The organism is Streptomyces sp. NPDC045021 (assembly GCF_056432645.1).
Genome location: NZ_JBWKIQ010000001.1, coordinates 1,567,443 through 1,581,850, shown reverse-complemented (window position 1 = coordinate 1,581,850; position 14,408 = coordinate 1,567,443). Strand labels below are relative to the sequence as shown.

Below are 14,408 nucleotides of genomic sequence, written 5' to 3'. Positions count from 1 at the left end.
GGCTGCCCGGCCCTTCAAGTGGACCAAGACCGCAGACCAGATCATCGACCGGATCTGCCACTACTGCGCCAGGATCTCCGGACCGGCTCACTAGGCCTGGCGCCCCACTGAATCACCAGGACGAACACGCTGCGATCACGCTTTCCAACCGGATAGTGATCAGCGGTCCACCTTGTAGGGCGGCAGGCGGACCCGGGCTGGGCCATCGTGGACTGCCTGTGGACCGATGACCCCGTGTGCGGCCAAAGTGGGCCTCTGGCCTGCACTCCGGAATCAGGCACAAGCGGCCTCCGGAGCCGTGTGCGCTTGCGCCGGCAGCGCGGTACGGTGCCGCCATGATGGAGCTGCCGGCCAACCAAGCCAATGAAGTCAACAGCAGGGAAGCTCTGGTGGCTCACATCCTCGACCTGCGGGCGGATCTCCTCCACCGCGGCGACGAGTGGGAAAACCCCACACTTGAGCAGTACCTGGGAGCGCTGGCGGCCTGGATCGAGTCCGCGCCGAACTGGTATCGGAACTTCGACCAGGAGATGCCGATCCACGGCGACTGGACGTTCCTCGCGCGGGCATTGAGCGCCGCGAAGGTCTACGAGTAGCCGCACGCCGTGCCTGTTGCGTGCCCGGTGGGGCGGTGAACCACGGTCAATCGTGGGCCTGACTGCCCGCTGACCTGGGTTCCGATTGTTGTCGGTTCTGCAGGTCAGAGGCCGCCAGGTGCATGCTTGGCCGGTGATTCCCAAGCTCAGAGGTCAGCAGTGGGCCTGCGGTCCAACTTATGCCGTCCCAAGTCAACATGCGCTCACGCTCATGCGTTCCGGCTACCCAACGAGCGCGTTGACCGCGATGCCGGCGCCAACGAGGCCGAAGGTCGCGAGTCCAGCGATCCATACGGAATAGGCGCGAGGGCGGGCCAACCGCGGCATGGGCACGCCGAGCTGAGCGCACCGATCGCTCAATGGCCTGTGAAGCACCTCCCACCCCCGGTCCCGCTCGAACCTCTCCAGCCAAACCGCGTCCGCGATCGCGCTGAGACGATGCCTCATCAGCAGCTCAACAGACATGAACGCAACCACTGCCGAAAGAAGTCCAGACCCAAGGCGCGCCAGTTGACCAGATCCAGGCCCGAGGGCAATCGTCATCAGGAACGCCTGAGCAGTGAGGGCGACACCTGGCACCTGCCAGACCATCTGATCGAGACCTGCATGCCGGGCCGCGACAACTTGGTACATGACGAGGCGCTCGTCTGGACTCGGTTGCGTTGCCATGTGAGCCTCCACGGAACGGCGTTGGGAAGACGGCTCTGCTCGTGACTGATACCAGCAAGCATCCCTAGTCGCCCTCACTGCTACTGCATCCCTGGTGGTGCGCAGAGACACTTCTGGCTATCCGTGGGCACGCCAAAGGGTAGTAGCGACAGAAGCAGTTCGGACTGCCCGGGTACACCCTCCTCCGTCTCAGTTTCCGTCTCATTCGCTGACGTGCGGCTCGGTTCAGGGGCGTACGCAACGCCGCCGCGCCAGGTGCCCAGAACGGTTCCGAACGCCGATGAACGCAGGCGAATCGCCTCCTGACCTGGTCAAACAGACTTGGAAAGCGTGCTCTCCTGGGCCTGCTTCCGCAAGGATGATCTTGCCTAGCGCTCTACTGCTCCAGAGGTGCGTCGTCCGGGTGAATCGGCGTCAGCACCATCGAAGGCTTCGCGCTGCAGAGGCTCATACTTGCCGACGGGCATCTTTACAGGATGAGCGTATTCGTGGGATGGCGGGAGACAGAGCGTTCGTATCGGGCCGCCTGGGCTGCGGAACGGCCAGGGTACCGTTCGCCTCCGGAGTCGGCCTGCCGGCCGAAGCTCACTCCCATCAACTCGCCTGTCCCCAGCGCGACGCCGCCGACCGCATCAGTGCTGCCACCTGGCGGACGTCACGCGCCGACAGGACCAGTCGCACCCGCCCCGCCCCATCAGGACCGGCGTCCGCGTGCAGCCTCACCTCGGACACATCAACGCCCGACGCCTCTAGTGCGTCAACCAACGCCGCACCGGCATTCGCCGCCTCCCGCCAACCCGCGACGTAGTCCACCCCTCGTACCCACACCATCGCGTCAGGGTCGAACTCCTCCTCGTATCCCGCGTCCCCAGGGTCACCCATCGATTTCAGTCCCTTCACCGCACACTGGCTCAACACTGACCTTGCCGGGGCGTATCGAACACAGGCACGACGACGACCCCGGTACCATCGGCACCAGGGTCCTGAGCAATAGGATTCCTAGCCGGACCACCCCAGTTGCTTCCAGGCGCGAGGGGTGGTCCGGTCTTGCGTCAGCAGTTGTTGAGCACACGGCCCGGCCCCCGAACGCAACAGGGGGTAGTTCAGGGACCGGACCGTTCTCCTCCCCGGCGCGGTCAGCACACCCACGCGGCAGGCCGAGCAGGGGCAGACCACCGCGTGTCATTCGCGCCAGGGAAGCTCAGAACGGAAGCCGCCGGATCCTTCCCGGATCGACGACCCCCCGACCTATGGGGGCAGTGAGCGTCCCTCCCGCGCTTCGGCCGCCACCCGCTCAGCGAACCCGTCCCGCAACCTCCGCAAACCCTCCTGCGCACGGGCATCGGACATCCCGGCAGCGATCCGGGCACGCTCCCCATCCAGCAAGCGGAACAGCCGGCGATCCGTCACGTGGCGCCACCACCACTCCTCCACCACGAACGCTGCCGACGCCACCCACTCACGCACGCCCCTCCCGGTCATGTTCCCTCACCTGTCTTTGAGGCTTTGAAGAAGCAGGTGGTCAGCGCCCGAAACATGACGTGGCCTGACTGACCCGCATGCCGCAGAGCCCACGCCTGCGGGTCATCGGCACTGTCCGCAGGAGCCGATTTCTCGTCGCACGTCGTGCATTCGATCTCGAAGATCGCACCGCTCCCTGAGGTGTCGAGTTGCAGAACCCAGTCCACGAACCGCCACACCGACTTGATCGTCATCCTCAGGCCTTTCGACCGCCGCGCATGACCGTCATCCTGTGCGCGGCGTGCACGCGTAGCGGGGGACCCGCTTTGAAGACCAACACCACCGCTGGACCACCGGCAGCGAACCGGCCCGAGCGAACCGCCTTGACCTCTTGCCACTGGCCGCGAACGCTCACTTGGTCCCCGCTCTTGATTCGCATCGCTATCACGCCCAAGGCCCCATCCGTGAGATCGCAGCGCATAGTTGGCCGGTGAGCGGTCCGGCCGCTACCGACTGCATGGGTGCGGGTGACCTCCCAGGAGCGAGAGGGGAGTCCCGCGTGACGAGAGGCCACCCACCGCTGCGGAGCGTCGCGTCGTCTCCGAGCGGTCACCGAGGCCGCCACCCTGCCCAGTTGATGCTGTGCCGGGCAGGCTGCCTGTAGCGGCGCCGGAGATTTTCGCCGTGCTCACGATGCCGCCCTAGCGCCGAGATCGAAGCGGCAGCAGACGCTCTTGCCGCCCAGCTCACGCGGAGCCCACCAGGTCGCATCCGCCAGGGTTTGAACGATCAACAGGCCACGCCCGCAGTCATCGGGGAATCCCCCAGAAAGCGATCCAGGAACGCCGTCGTCAAGGCTCTCCCCAACGGGGAGCGTCGGAGGTGTGGAGTCCTCGTCCGAGACTTCTGCACACAACCACTTCGGCCAGGCCCACAGGGCGACGCCAACGCGTCGATCACCGCCGATGCTCTTCAACCAACCGTCGGGCGTTGCATGGCTGACGGCATTGCCGACCAGCTCGGACACACAGAGGACCACGTCGTCCGTCAGGTGGGACAGGTCCCAATCCAGCAAGGTCTCTGCTATCAGACGGCGCGCAGACCGAGCTGCGTTGACATCATCAGCGAGCAGCGCGATCGAGCGAAATCGCCCCGGAGCAGAGGCCATAGGCCCCACGGACGCGATCGCAGACGTCAGAATCGGCAGCTCCCGCGTAGGCGAATCCATCGTGCTCTCCTCCGTTCACCGGCGAAGTGTGGTCCGCCGTCGAGTGACCACCAGTGAACGACCGCAAGGAGCAGAGTGGGAGTGTTCGCGAGGGGGTTCAGATGCACACGGGGGTTCGCCATGTTCGCGAGGGAGGTTCGTCCATGGACCCCCTCGGTTCCAAGTGCTGTGACACGATGAACATTTGACGTCACCTTGGGGATGGCAGGAGAGCATGAGCAGGGAACCGAACCGCCGGTTGGCCGATCTCATGGCCGAGGCCGGTGCTTCCAACAAGGGATTGGCAAAGCGCGTCCGCGAAGTCGCCGAGCGGCGGGGCGCACATGTGGGAACAACCCATGTGGTCATACAACGATGGCTTAACGGCGGTGGCATCCAGCCGCAGACCGCCGTCTTTCTCGCCGAGGCGTTGAGCGAGAAGTTGCGCCGGCGGATCGCACCGACGGATCTTGGATTCCAGTTGATTGGGCAGGAGCCGCACTCCTCTGGGAGTACCTACCCAACGACCACTGCCGAAGCGTTGAGCGTCCTGGACGGTCTCAGCCAGCAACGCCCGGAGGATGTCACTCCCGGCGAACTCCTCTTATCCGAGGCGGACACCAGCGCCGGCGTGCTGACGTGGCTGGTGTCCCGACCCGATGGCCTTACGATCGACGCTCCCAACTCTCGACGGGTGGGAATGCGAGATGTATCGGCTGTCCGTACCGCAGCTGAGATGTTCATGCGGCTTGATTTCCTGTACGGCGGCGGCCATGGGCACAAGGCATTGCGTCACTACTTCCGCCATGAAGTGCTGCCTTTGCTCAGTGGAAGCTACAGCGCCAAAGTCGGAACCGCCTTGTTCGGCGCGGCGACGGAGATCTCTCAACTCCTTGCCTGGACTGCCTATGACACGGGGAACCATGCCCTCGCCCATCAGTACCTGATGTCCACTCTGCGGCTGACTCAGGTAGTCGATGACCGCATGATGGGGGCGCGCATCCTTGCCAATATGAGCCACCAGGCGAACTACCTGGGGCAGGTATCGCGTGCGACCCAACTCTCCCGCGCATCCGTGGAGGGTGGCAAGAATCGTTCCACGCCTCGCGCCAAAGCCCTCTTTTCGGCACACGAAGCACGTGCTCTGTCCACTGCACAGAACCACAAGGGTGCCGCACTGGCGATGAACGAGGCCGAGCGGTTTTTCGAACAAGCCGATTCGGCCGAAGACCCCCATTGGCTCTCGTACATGGACGAGGCCGAGCTTGTGGGAGAATTCTGCCATTGCTTTCGTGATCTCAAGAATGGTCCAGAAGCGGTGCGCTTCGCCGAACGAGCAGTCGCCCTGACTGACCCAAAGTACGCGCGGACCTTGGGATTTTGCCGCATGGTTCTGGCTCAGAGCCAACTTCTCAACGGCGAGTTGGAAGCTGCGGTCACTACGGCCGGCCTGGCCGTTGAGGGTGGGGACGCGCTCCAATCCGCCCGGTTCCAACGGTACGTCTCAGACTTTCAACGAGAAGTCTCCGTGCACAGCGGGAATCCGATCGTTCAGCGGTTCGACGAGCAGGTTCGTCATGCAATGGCGCGCTTGGACGACGACTAGCCGCATCAGCCAGGATGCCAGTCGCGGGGTGCATCGTCGTTGCGCAGTGAGGAAATGCGCCGCGCATACTCCTCCGCCACGGCGGAACTTTCATCGATATTTTGCATCAACCACGTGGTCATCTTGAATTCCTGAATACCGCGCAGAGTTGGAAACTCTGGCCACGAACTCAGGTCGCGCCCATAGGCCGATACAAACTCGGCGTACTGTTCGTCGGTCTGCCAACCAAGGCTGCAATGTTCCGTTGCAGTGACCACAAGGTCCCACTCCGGGTGGTCGTAACTGAATCCCTCGAAGTCGATGAGGATGACCTGACCATCCTGGTCAATCATAAGGTTCTGAAGATGGGCGTCTCCATGGACGGGCCCCTTCGGCGAATCGAAGCGCAAATCGGCCAGCCGATCGCGCAGCTCACACCGGCGCTTTCTCAGGAACTCCCGGTCATCCTCTGGAATGCCCGTCGCCGCCTCAATGCGCAACTTCGCCCGACCGAAGGCATTGTAGGGAGGCAGCAGCAGCCCCTCAGGCAGGCGCATCGAGTGGAGGTCTCGCAAGACGGCCCCCAGCTCGCTGTACGTGGCCTCCCGGTCGGCCTCCTTGATGAGGTGCCAGAACGTCACGGGGTGGCCGTCGACTACCTGTGGTTGCTCCAGATCGTCCACCACCCGAGCAGCCGGAAACCCTTCCTGCTCCAGCCAGCGGGACACCTGTACCTCTATCTGTGCGGACGACAGGTAGTCCGGTGTCCGAGCGATGCGCACGATCACCGGGTGTGCCGCAAGGCGGAAAAGCGCGTTCTCGCCAAGGCGGATCATCTGCGCCCCGTCGCTGTCCAGCCCGGCCACGCGGCAGGCCGCAACCATGAGCGCCGTCGCCCGCGCCGACGTAAACGGTTCTCCCGTGCCCCGCGCAGCGTCAGACATGCCGTACCAACTCTCCCCTAGCCGTGCGACTCGCAGCCGCGCGCCGATGAGGCAGTCAGCGGCAGACGGCAGACCCGAGACCGACCGTACCCATGTTGTTGAACTTCAAGTGAGGGCAGGGTGTCCGTAGGCACTTCCGCTCGTACCAAATTCCCTCTGGCGCGGTCACGATCTACGTACATACTGATTGACCTGCCACGTGCGCCGTGCAGCCTGCCAGGGGCGCGGCGCGCCGCTTGAGCTTGCCAACAGGGGAACAGAATGAATGAGTCGGGAAGAGTCGAAGCCTTCAGCGACGGGGTGTTCGCCATCGCGATCACACTGCTCGTACTGGAGATCAAGGTCCCGCCGCACGCGGGGGACCACCTCTGGTCCGCGCTTGGTGAGATGTGGCCGTCATACGCTGCATACGCCGTAACGTTTTTGATCATCGGCATTATGTGGATCAACCATCACACGATCTTCCAGTACATCGCCCGCGTTGATCGAACGTTGCTCTTCCTCAACCTGCTGTTGCTGATGTGTGTGGCCGCGCTGCCCTGGCCCGCCGGCCTGATGGCCGAGTACCTGCGTGAGGGCAAGGGTTCCCATGTCGCAGCCGCTGTCTACAGCCTCTTCATGGTCGCCCACGCGGTGTGTTTTCAGGCGCTGTGGTGGCACCTGACCAAGACCGGTCATCTGTTTGATGACCGAGTCGATGTCGTCGCAGCCAAGGCCACCCGGCGCCGCTTCGCCGTCGGATCTGTGGTGTACCCGATCACGGTTGGTCTGGCGTTCATCTCGGCCCCGCTGACACTGGCGGTACACGGGGTGCTCGCCGTCTACTACGCGTTCAACCAGGTCCCGGTGCCGACGAAGGCACAGGACAAGTCGGCGGAGCCTTCCGGGATCTAGCGAACGACAAATACCGTGTGAAGAAGGATTGACGTGGGTCAACCACCACACGGTCTTCGGGTTCATCGCCCGGGTGGACCGGGTCCTGCTCTTCCTCAATCTGCTGATGCTGATGTGCGTGGCGGCGCTGCCCTGGCCCGCCGCACTGATGGCCGAGTACCTGCGGGGCGGCGACTCCGCGTCCCATGCCGCCGCCGCCGTCTACAGCGGCTTCATGGTCGCGTACGCCCTCACCTTCCAGGCGATGTGGTGGTACCTGACCAAGCGCGGCCACCTCTTCGACGAACGGGTCGACGTCGCGGCCGCGCGCGCCACCAGGATGCGCTTCGCGGTCGGTTCGGTCGTCTACCCGATCGCCGTCGCACTGGCCTTCGTCTCCGCGCCGCTCACCCTGGCCGTGCACGGGCTGCTGGCGGTCTACTACGCCTTCAACCAGGTGCCGGTGCCGACCCGCGGCCAGGAGCCGGAACCGGCCGGGACCACCCCCGAATGAGGCGGTCCCGCCGGGCTGTCACACTCCCAGGCGCTCGCGCAGCCGCCGGCTGCCGAGGATGAGCGCGGCGCCGGCGAGCAGCGCCGGGACGCCCAGCGCCAGGTAGTAGCCCGCGCCCGGGGTGCTGGTCTTGGACAGTTGCACCGCGTGCCCGCCGACGCCCGCGCCGAGGGCCGCCGCGAGCCAGAAGAGACCGATCATCTGGCTGACGAACGTCCTGGGCGCCACCTCGGTGGTGACGCTCATGCCCACCGGGGCGAGCGCCACTTCGCCGCACGCCTGCAGTGCGTACGCCGCGATCAGCCAGAGCGGGGAGACCAGGTGCCCGTCGGAGCCGACCACCGTCGCCAGCGCCATCAGCAGCAGGCTCAGGCCCATCAGCCCCAGCCCGATGCCGAACTTGGCCGGAGCGCCGAGCCGGTCGCCCAGCCGGACCCACAGCCAGGCGGAGACCGGGGCGGCGGCGAGGATGAACAGCGGCACCACCGACTGGAACCAGCTGGCCGGCACCGTGAAGCCGCCGATCGTCCGGTCCGTCCTGACCTTCGCGAAGAGGCTGAGTACGGTGCCGCCCTGGATGTAGAGCATCCAGAAGAACGCGGCCGACAGGAAGAGCCAGATGTAGGACCGGATCTGCTCGCGCTCGCGCGCGGTCACCACCGGGTTGCGCAGCAGCCGGCGGAAGCAGACCACCGGCAGGACGATGGAGAGCAGCCCGCCCAGCGCCAGCACATGGCGCAGGTCGAAGGTGCCGGCGGCGGCGTCGGCACCGTAGACCACGGTCAGCGCCGTCAGGGTGACGGTGGTGAGCCGCTTCACCCGGCGGCGCTCCTCCTCGGTGGCCGGGCGTTCCGGGCGCTGCCCGATGTCCCCGAAGTACCTGCTGCCGCGCAGGAACTGCGCCAGTCCGAGGATCATGCCGACGGCGGCGGCGCCGAAGCCCAGATGCCAGTCCACGGACTCACCGAGCGCACCGCACACGATGGGGGCTGCCACCGCGCTGACCTGGATGCTCATGTAGAAGATCGCGAAGCCGGCGTCCCGTTCGGCCCGGGAGTCACGGGCGTAGCAGGCTGCCAGAACGGTCGCCAGGTTCGGTTTGAGCAGCCCGGTGCCGGCCGCGATGAGGGCCATGCCGATGTAGACGGACGGCACCGCGGGCAGCGCCATCGAGCAGTGTCCGAGCGCGATGAGGACGCCTCCGTAGAGCGTCGCCCGGCGCGCGCCGAGGATCCGGTCGCCGAGCCAGCCGCCGGGGACCGAGGCGAGGAAGACCGTCGCCAGATAGACGCCGAACAGCGCGGTGGCGGTGTCCTCGGACAGTCCGAGACCGCCTTCGGCCTTGGTGGCGGAGGCGTAGAGGAAAAGGATCGCGGCCATCCCGTAGAAGCTGAAGCGCTCCCACATGTCCAGGCCGAAGAGTGTGGTGAACCAGCGTGGCCGACCCAGGAAAGTGCCGCCGAGGGGGCCGGCGGTCTCCTCTCCCGCAGTGGCTGTCGTGGTCGGCGCCGCCATGGGACCTCCTCCGGGGCAGGGCCGGCGGGGGCGCGGCCACTGTGTCCGGTGAGGTTGCCAGGACCCGATCGGGGACGGCTCAAGAACGTTTGAGCCGCCCCGGATCGCTGCGGGTTCCCGGGGCCGGCCAGGAGGGGGCCAGGGGGTCAGAGGCGGTCGGCGGCCTGCTCCTGCGGTTCCACGGCCGGCTCGCGCGGTTCCGCGGCGGGCTTCCAGACGTACGGGGTCGTCGTGGTGACCGGCAGCAGGCCCAGCCGGGCCAGGATCGGACGGCTGTCGTCGGACGCGTCGACCTGGACGTAGCGCAGACCGCGTGCCACGGCGAGCCGGGCGCGGTGGGCGACCAGGGCGCGGTAGATGCCCCGGCCGCGCCAGGCGGCGAGGGTGGAGCCGCCCCACAGCGACGCGAACTCCGTACCGGTGTGCAGCCGCATCCAGGCGGCGGAGACGACCTCGTCGCCCGCCTCGGCGACCACCACGACACACGGGTCGCCCTCGCCGTTCAACTCCCGCTCCAGGGCGTCCGGCAGCCAGCTGTGGTCGTACCCCCAGACCGCTTCCTCCATGACCTGCATCCGCTCCAGATCCGCGCGGGAGGTGACCTCGCGCAGCGTCACGCCCCGCGGCGGCACCGGCTCGGCGGCCAGTGCGGCGGCCTCGCCCACCAGCACCGTCTCCCGTTCCCCCGCGGCGAACCCGGCCGCCGTCAGGCGCTCCGGGAGGTCGGCGGGCAGGTCGTGGCCGTGGTACTTCCACTCCACGGCCTCGCCCAGCGCGGCGAAGTGGTCGCGCTGCGCGGTGATGAACGTGTCGAGCTCCCCGCCCTCCAGTCCGCCGAGGTCGCGGTAGGTGATGAGCCCGCCGTGCCCGGCCAGGACCTGACGGACCACGGGACCGGAGCGTTCCGCCGTCTCGCGCGTCACCCCGCGCGCCCGGAGCTGCTCGTCATAGGCGTCGCGGTACGCCACGGAGCGTTCGTCGATGGTCAAGGTCACAGCCCCCGGTACATGATGTGCAGCCCGACATATCCCTCGTCCGGATGCAGGAAGCCCTCCGGGATCGTGCCCAGGACCTCGAAGCCGAGCGACTCGTACAGCCCCAGGGCCCGGACGTTCGACGCCACGACCGCGTTGAACTGCATCCCGCGGTACCCCTCGGCGCGCGCCCAGCGCAGCGTCTCCTCGGCCAGCGCCCGGCCGACGCCGTGCCCGGAGTGGTCGGGGGCGACCATGAAGCTCGCGCTGGATATGTGGGCGGAGCCGCCCATGTGGTTGGGGTTCATCTTCGCCGTCCCGAGCACCGTCCCGTCCGCACGGACGGCGACCACCGTGCGCGAGGGTGCCCGGAGCATCCACATGTCGCGCGCGGTGGCCTCGTCCAGATCGCGGGGATAGGTGAAGGTGTCCCCCCGGGCCACGATGCCTTGCAGGAACGGCCAGATCGCGGGCCAGTCGTCAGGAGTCACATCTCGGATGAGCATGACGGACATCATGAATGGGGGGCGGCCGAACGCCAGTGGATTTCGGCCGCCCCGGAGGCGGGGTCAGACCGGGTGCACCGTCCCCGCGTAACGCTGCGCGAAGCGCGTGCCGGTGCCCGCGGTGGCGGTGATGTCGTAGCGGCCCGAGTTGGTGGGCCACAGGATCTCGCCGGTGGTGCCCGGGTCGACCCATGCGGTGCGTGCGGCGCCGCCGAAGTCGTTCGGGGTGACGGTGAACAGGACGGGCTCCTTGCCGTCGTTGGCGAGGGTCAGCGCGACGGAGGTGCCGCTCAGCGCGGCGCGCACGGAGGGCACGGCCACGTCGTCCTGGCCGGCCGAGACGACGGTGCCCGCGAAGCGGCGGACGAAGCCGTCGGCGCCGTGCACGGTGAAGTCGTAGCGGCCGTCGGTGTGCGACGCGTCCCAGGTGTACGTGGCCGTGGCGCCGGGCGCGACGGTGAACGGCGTGCCGGAGAACGCCAGCTCGATGTTCGGGTAGACGGTGAAGTGGAAGCCCGTGGAGCCGGTGTTGGCCAGCGTGCAGACGACCTTGCCGGAGGCGCGGTCGACCGTGACATCCGCCCACGGGTGGTAGGGCAGCGGCCGGTGCGGGCGCTCTCCCGGTTCCTGGGACGGCATGCTCTGCGCACCGGTGGCGGGCAGTTTCACCGCGGGCAGCGACTTGTTGGCGTCGGCCTTGGCCATCAGCGCGACGGTGTCCGGCAGTGCCGGTATCGAGTAGTCGGGGTTGGCGAAGTCGAAGCAACTGGTCAGGTCGCCGCAGACGGAGCGCCGCCAGGCCGAGATGTTGGGCTCCTGGACGCCGGTGACGACTTCGAGGAACCGCAGCACGGACGTGTGGTCGAAGACCTGCGAGTTGACGTAGCCGCCGCGCGACCAGGGCGAGGCGGCCCACAACGGCACCCGGTTGCCGAGGCCGATCGGGCGCCCCTGGGCGAACTCCTCGGCCGTGCCGGGCTCGGGGGTCGGCGGGACGACGTGGTCGAAGTAGCCGTCGTTCTCGTCGTACATCACGAGGAAGACGGTGTTCTTCCACACCGCGGGGTTCGACATCAGGGACTGCAGCGCCGTGTTGACGTAGTGCGCGCCGTAGTCGGGGCTGGCGTCCGGGTGTTCGCAGAACAGGTAGGGCGCGACGAGCCAGGAGACGGTCGGCAGGGTGCCGTCCTTGCAGTGCTGGTCGAAGGCGGTCAGGTCCCACTTGGTCATGGCGTTGATGTAACGGGGGTCGGTCGCCGCGAACTTGTGGAACTGCGAGAAGTAGGCGAGCGCGTTGTCGTCGTAGTCGCCGTACCGCTCGTCGAGACTCGGGTTGTGGTAGACGCGCCAGCTCACCGCGTGCGCGGAGAGCCGTTCGGCGTACGTCGTCCAGTCCGCGACCGGGTTCTCGGGCAGCGGGGTGTTGTCGATCCACGGGCCGGTGGTGCCGTCCTTGCCGGGGCCCGCCGTGCCCGACCACAGGTAGAGGCGGTTGGGGTCGGTGGGGCCCGCCATGGAGCAGAAGTAGGCGTCGCAGAGGGTGAACGCGTCGGCGAGCGCGTACTGGTAGGGGATGTCCGCGCGGGTGAAGTACCCCATCGAGCGCTCGCCCTTGGCGGCGACCCACTTGTTCATGGCGCCGCCGTTGATGGCCTGGTGGCTGGTGGACCAGTCGTGGGCGAGGCCGCCCGCGTTCTGGGCGTTGTACTTGGTGGTGTCCATGCGGAAGGGCAGCATCACGTTGCCGTCGGTGCGGCCCGGGTCGGGCTGGCGGAAGACGGAATCGCCGCCCGGGAAGAGCAGCCCCTGCTTGTCGTCGAAGCCGCGCACTCCCTTCATGGCGCCGAAGTAGTGGTCGAAGCTGCGGTTCTCCTGCATGAGGATCACGACGTGCTTCACATCGGCGGGGGTGCCGGTGGCGGCGGCCTCGGCGGTGCCGGTGGCGGGCGCCGCGGCGGCCGTCCCGGTGGCGCCGGGCATCCCGACGGTGGCGGCCGCGCCCGCGGCGGCGGTGGCTCCGACGAAGGAGCGGCGGCTCAGCGGGGTCATGAAGATGCCTCCAGGGTGAAGGTGGCGACGGCGGCGGCGCAGTCGGACGGCCAGCCGTTGGCGGCGGTGCCCGGCGCGGGCTGCGGCCAGCCGGTGACCAGGGTGTGCGCCTCGACGAGGGTCAGCGGGCCGGCGAACTGGACCTGGTCGATACGGTCCTGCGGCTCCTGACCGCTGCCGCGCACCTTGCGCACCGGCGACCAGGTGTTGCCGGGCGACTTCAGCGGATCGGGGTGCGCGGAGCGGAAGGCGTCGATGAGGCCCGCCTGCTTGAGGGCCACGGTGACCGGCCAGCTGAGCGGCCCGACCCCGCTGTGCGCCGCGGCGGTGGCCGCCGTCCAGTCCAGGTGCGAGGGCGAGGCGAGCCCGGCGGCCAGTACGACCGGGGTTCCGGAGGCCAGATCGGTCTTCATCGCGGCGGCCAGCGCCTGTGCCTGCTGGAAACGGACACTCGCCTGCTCGGCGGCTTCGATCTGCGCGGCGGTCTTGCCGTCCTGCGCCGCGTACGGGCCGTAGCTGCTCTCGTCGAGCTGCGCGGCCCACAGCCGTACGGTGCGGCCCGCGGGGAGTTGTATGGCCATACCGGCCGCCGGGAGGGCGGTGGTGGGAGCCGTCACGGTGCCCAGCGGGTAGCGGCTGACGACGCCGAGGCTGCCGGGCGACTGGTACGAGAACCAGCCCAGCGCGTCCGCGAGCGCCTTGGCGGCGGTGCCGCCGGTCTCCTGCAGGGCCAGGACGTCCAGGCCCTGGGTGAGGACGGTGCGCAGCTGCTTCTCCAGCGCGCCGTCGATGTGCGTGCCCGCGTCCCACAGGTTCCAGGACGCGACCTTCAGCCGCTGCGTGGCGGTGGCGGCGCGCACCGGGACCTGCACGGTGAGGCTGTCGGAACCGCCCGCGCTGTCCTTGACGGCGACGGTCAGCACGCCGGGCCGCGCGGGGGCGGTGGCCGGCGCGGTGCCGGTGACGACGCCCGCGGCGCTGACGGACAGCCAGGAGTCACCGCCCGTACGGCTGAACACGGCGCTGCCGGTCGGGGTGCCCGGCGGCCGTATCCACAGCCCGGAGAGCTTGACGGAGACGGCGCCGCCGGCGGTGACGGGCCCGGTGGTGAGCCCGTCGACGACGGCGTGCGGGCGCGGGACGGCAGGCTTGGGGCGGAAGGAGAAGGCGGCGGTCTGCGCCAGGATGCCGTAGCCGTCCTTGGCCAGCAGATACGCCGTGTACGGGCCGCCGGTCAGCGTCGAGGTGTCGAGGACGACGTCACCGGAGGCTCCGGGCACGTACTTCCACACGATCGAGGATCCGGTGCCGGGCTGACGGGCGCCGTCGTAGACGCCGACCCAGTTCTTGGCGTCCGGCGTGTCGGTGGTCCAGTGGAACGTGAGGCGGTCGCCCTCATGGGGGTCGACCGGGGAAGCGAGGGTGAGAGTACTGGGTGGCACGGGGGAGGTTCCTCTCCGCCCGGTGGGCACGCCAGCCTCACGGGCCGACCGGGCTGCACAAGTTGGCTGAACA

General features: G+C 67.9%; 14 protein-coding genes. 4 read left to right on the top strand and 10 right to left on the bottom strand.

All coding sequences use genetic code 11. From position 1 onward, the window contains the following. Positions 1–335: 335 nt before the first annotated feature. The gene (locus tag AC07DC_RS07040; protein WP_478912546.1) at positions 336–596 is read left to right on the top strand and encodes a DUF7660 family protein; all 261 of its coding nucleotides are present in this window, start codon (positions 336–338) and stop codon (positions 594–596) included. A gap of 222 nt (positions 597–818) precedes the next feature. On the opposite strand, the gene AC07DC_RS07035 is transcribed toward AC07DC_RS07040, so the two are convergent. The 4 genes from AC07DC_RS07035 to AC07DC_RS07020 all read right to left on the bottom strand — a co-directional run bounded on the left by AC07DC_RS07035 (position 819) and on the right by AC07DC_RS07020 (position 3,954). Further along, a complete protein-coding gene (locus AC07DC_RS07035) occupies positions 819–1,265 on the bottom strand; it encodes a hypothetical protein (protein ID WP_478912544.1) in 447 nt (148 codons plus the stop codon). 594 nt (positions 1,266–1,859) lie between these two features. Beyond that, the gene (locus AC07DC_RS07030) at positions 1,860–2,147 is read right to left on the bottom strand and encodes a hypothetical protein (protein WP_478912542.1); all 288 of its coding nucleotides are present in this window, start codon (positions 2,145–2,147) and stop codon (positions 1,860–1,862) included. 596 nt (positions 2,148–2,743) lie between these two features. Then, the gene (locus AC07DC_RS07025; RefSeq protein WP_478912540.1) at positions 2,744–2,980 is read right to left on the bottom strand and encodes a DUF7848 domain-containing protein; all 237 of its coding nucleotides are present in this window, start codon (positions 2,978–2,980) and stop codon (positions 2,744–2,746) included. A 434-nt stretch (positions 2,981–3,414) separates the two neighbouring features. Beyond that, positions 3,415–3,954, bottom strand: a complete 540-nt coding sequence (locus tag AC07DC_RS07020) for an ATP-binding protein (protein ID WP_478912538.1) — start codon at positions 3,952–3,954, stop codon at positions 3,415–3,417. Between the two features lie 214 nt (positions 3,955–4,168). Here AC07DC_RS07020 and AC07DC_RS07015 point away from each other — a divergent pair, with 214 nt between their 5' ends. After that, on the top strand, positions 4,169–5,539 hold the full coding sequence (locus tag AC07DC_RS07015) for a sporulation protein (RefSeq protein ID WP_478912536.1): 1,371 nt from the start codon (positions 4,169–4,171) through the stop codon (positions 5,537–5,539). A gap of 5 nt (positions 5,540–5,544) precedes the next feature. On the opposite strand, the gene AC07DC_RS07010 is transcribed toward AC07DC_RS07015, so the two are convergent. Next, positions 5,545–6,462: a phosphotransferase enzyme family protein gene (locus tag AC07DC_RS07010; RefSeq protein ID WP_478912534.1), complete on the bottom strand. Its 918-nt coding sequence runs from the start codon at positions 6,460–6,462 to the stop codon at positions 5,545–5,547. Positions 6,463–6,723: 261 nt separating this feature from the next. Here AC07DC_RS07010 and AC07DC_RS07005 point away from each other — a divergent pair, with 261 nt between their 5' ends. Together AC07DC_RS07005 and AC07DC_RS07000 are read left to right on the top strand one after the other, a co-directional pair. Continuing rightward, positions 6,724–7,356 carry a TMEM175 family protein gene (locus tag AC07DC_RS07005; RefSeq protein WP_478912532.1) on the top strand — a complete coding sequence of 211 codons (633 nt, stop codon included), beginning with the start codon at positions 6,724–6,726 and terminating at the stop codon, positions 7,354–7,356. A 28-nt stretch (positions 7,357–7,384) separates the two neighbouring features. Beyond that, positions 7,385–7,849, top strand: coding sequence for a TMEM175 family protein (locus AC07DC_RS07000; protein WP_478912530.1), 465 nt, complete (start codon positions 7,385–7,387; stop codon positions 7,847–7,849). An 18-nt stretch (positions 7,850–7,867) separates the two neighbouring features. On the opposite strand, the gene AC07DC_RS06995 is transcribed toward AC07DC_RS07000, so the two are convergent. The 5 genes from AC07DC_RS06995 to AC07DC_RS06975 form a co-directional block, all read right to left on the bottom strand. Further along, the gene (locus tag AC07DC_RS06995) at positions 7,868–9,364 is read right to left on the bottom strand and encodes a peptide MFS transporter (protein ID WP_478912528.1); all 1,497 of its coding nucleotides are present in this window, start codon (positions 9,362–9,364) and stop codon (positions 7,868–7,870) included. 146 nt (positions 9,365–9,510) lie between these two features. Beyond that, positions 9,511–10,353: a GNAT family N-acetyltransferase gene (locus tag AC07DC_RS06990; protein WP_478912526.1), complete on the bottom strand. Its 843-nt coding sequence runs from the start codon at positions 10,351–10,353 to the stop codon at positions 9,511–9,513. Between the two features lie 2 nt (positions 10,354–10,355). Then, on the bottom strand, positions 10,356–10,844 hold the full coding sequence (locus tag AC07DC_RS06985; protein ID WP_478912524.1) for an N-acetyltransferase family protein: 489 nt from the start codon (positions 10,842–10,844) through the stop codon (positions 10,356–10,358). Between the two features lie 63 nt (positions 10,845–10,907). After that, on the bottom strand, positions 10,908–12,893 hold the full coding sequence (locus AC07DC_RS06980) for a phosphocholine-specific phospholipase C (RefSeq protein ID WP_478912522.1): 1,986 nt from the start codon (positions 12,891–12,893) through the stop codon (positions 10,908–10,910). Beyond that, a complete protein-coding gene (locus AC07DC_RS06975) occupies positions 12,890–14,335 on the bottom strand; it encodes an endonuclease/exonuclease/phosphatase family protein (RefSeq protein ID WP_478912520.1) in 1,446 nt (481 codons plus the stop codon). The genes AC07DC_RS06980 and AC07DC_RS06975 overlap by 4 nt, the downstream gene beginning before the upstream one ends. Positions 14,336–14,408: the final 73 nt, after the last annotated feature.

What these genes read in the sequence shown, in the direction of transcription:
- AC07DC_RS07020 (WP_478912538.1), bottom strand. Translation starts at nt 3,954, where the DNA reads ATGGATTCGCCTACGCGGGAGCTGCCGATTCTGACGTCTGCGATCGCG.
- AC07DC_RS06995 (WP_478912528.1), bottom strand. Translation starts at nt 9,364, where the DNA reads ATGGCGGCGCCGACCACGACAGCCACTGCGGGAGAGGAGACCGCCGGC.
- AC07DC_RS07035 (WP_478912544.1), bottom strand. Translation starts at nt 1,265, where the DNA reads ATGGCAACGCAACCGAGTCCAGACGAGCGCCTCGTCATGTACCAAGTT.
- AC07DC_RS07010 (WP_478912534.1), bottom strand. Translation starts at nt 6,462, where the DNA reads ATGTCTGACGCTGCGCGGGGCACGGGAGAACCGTTTACGTCGGCGCGG.
- AC07DC_RS07030 (WP_478912542.1), bottom strand. Translation starts at nt 2,147, where the DNA reads ATGGGTGACCCTGGGGACGCGGGATACGAGGAGGAGTTCGACCCTGAC.
- AC07DC_RS07025 (WP_478912540.1), bottom strand. Translation starts at nt 2,980, where the DNA reads ATGACGATCAAGTCGGTGTGGCGGTTCGTGGACTGGGTTCTGCAACTC.
- AC07DC_RS06980 (WP_478912522.1), bottom strand. Translation starts at nt 12,893, where the DNA reads ATGACCCCGCTGAGCCGCCGCTCCTTCGTCGGAGCCACCGCCGCCGCG.
- AC07DC_RS07015 (WP_478912536.1), top strand. Translation starts at nt 4,169, where the DNA reads ATGAGCAGGGAACCGAACCGCCGGTTGGCCGATCTCATGGCCGAGGCC.
- AC07DC_RS07040 (WP_478912546.1), top strand. Translation starts at nt 336, where the DNA reads ATGATGGAGCTGCCGGCCAACCAAGCCAATGAAGTCAACAGCAGGGAA.
- AC07DC_RS07005 (WP_478912532.1), top strand. Translation starts at nt 6,724, where the DNA reads ATGAATGAGTCGGGAAGAGTCGAAGCCTTCAGCGACGGGGTGTTCGCC.
- AC07DC_RS06985 (WP_478912524.1), bottom strand. Translation starts at nt 10,844, where the DNA reads ATGCTCATCCGAGATGTGACTCCTGACGACTGGCCCGCGATCTGGCCG.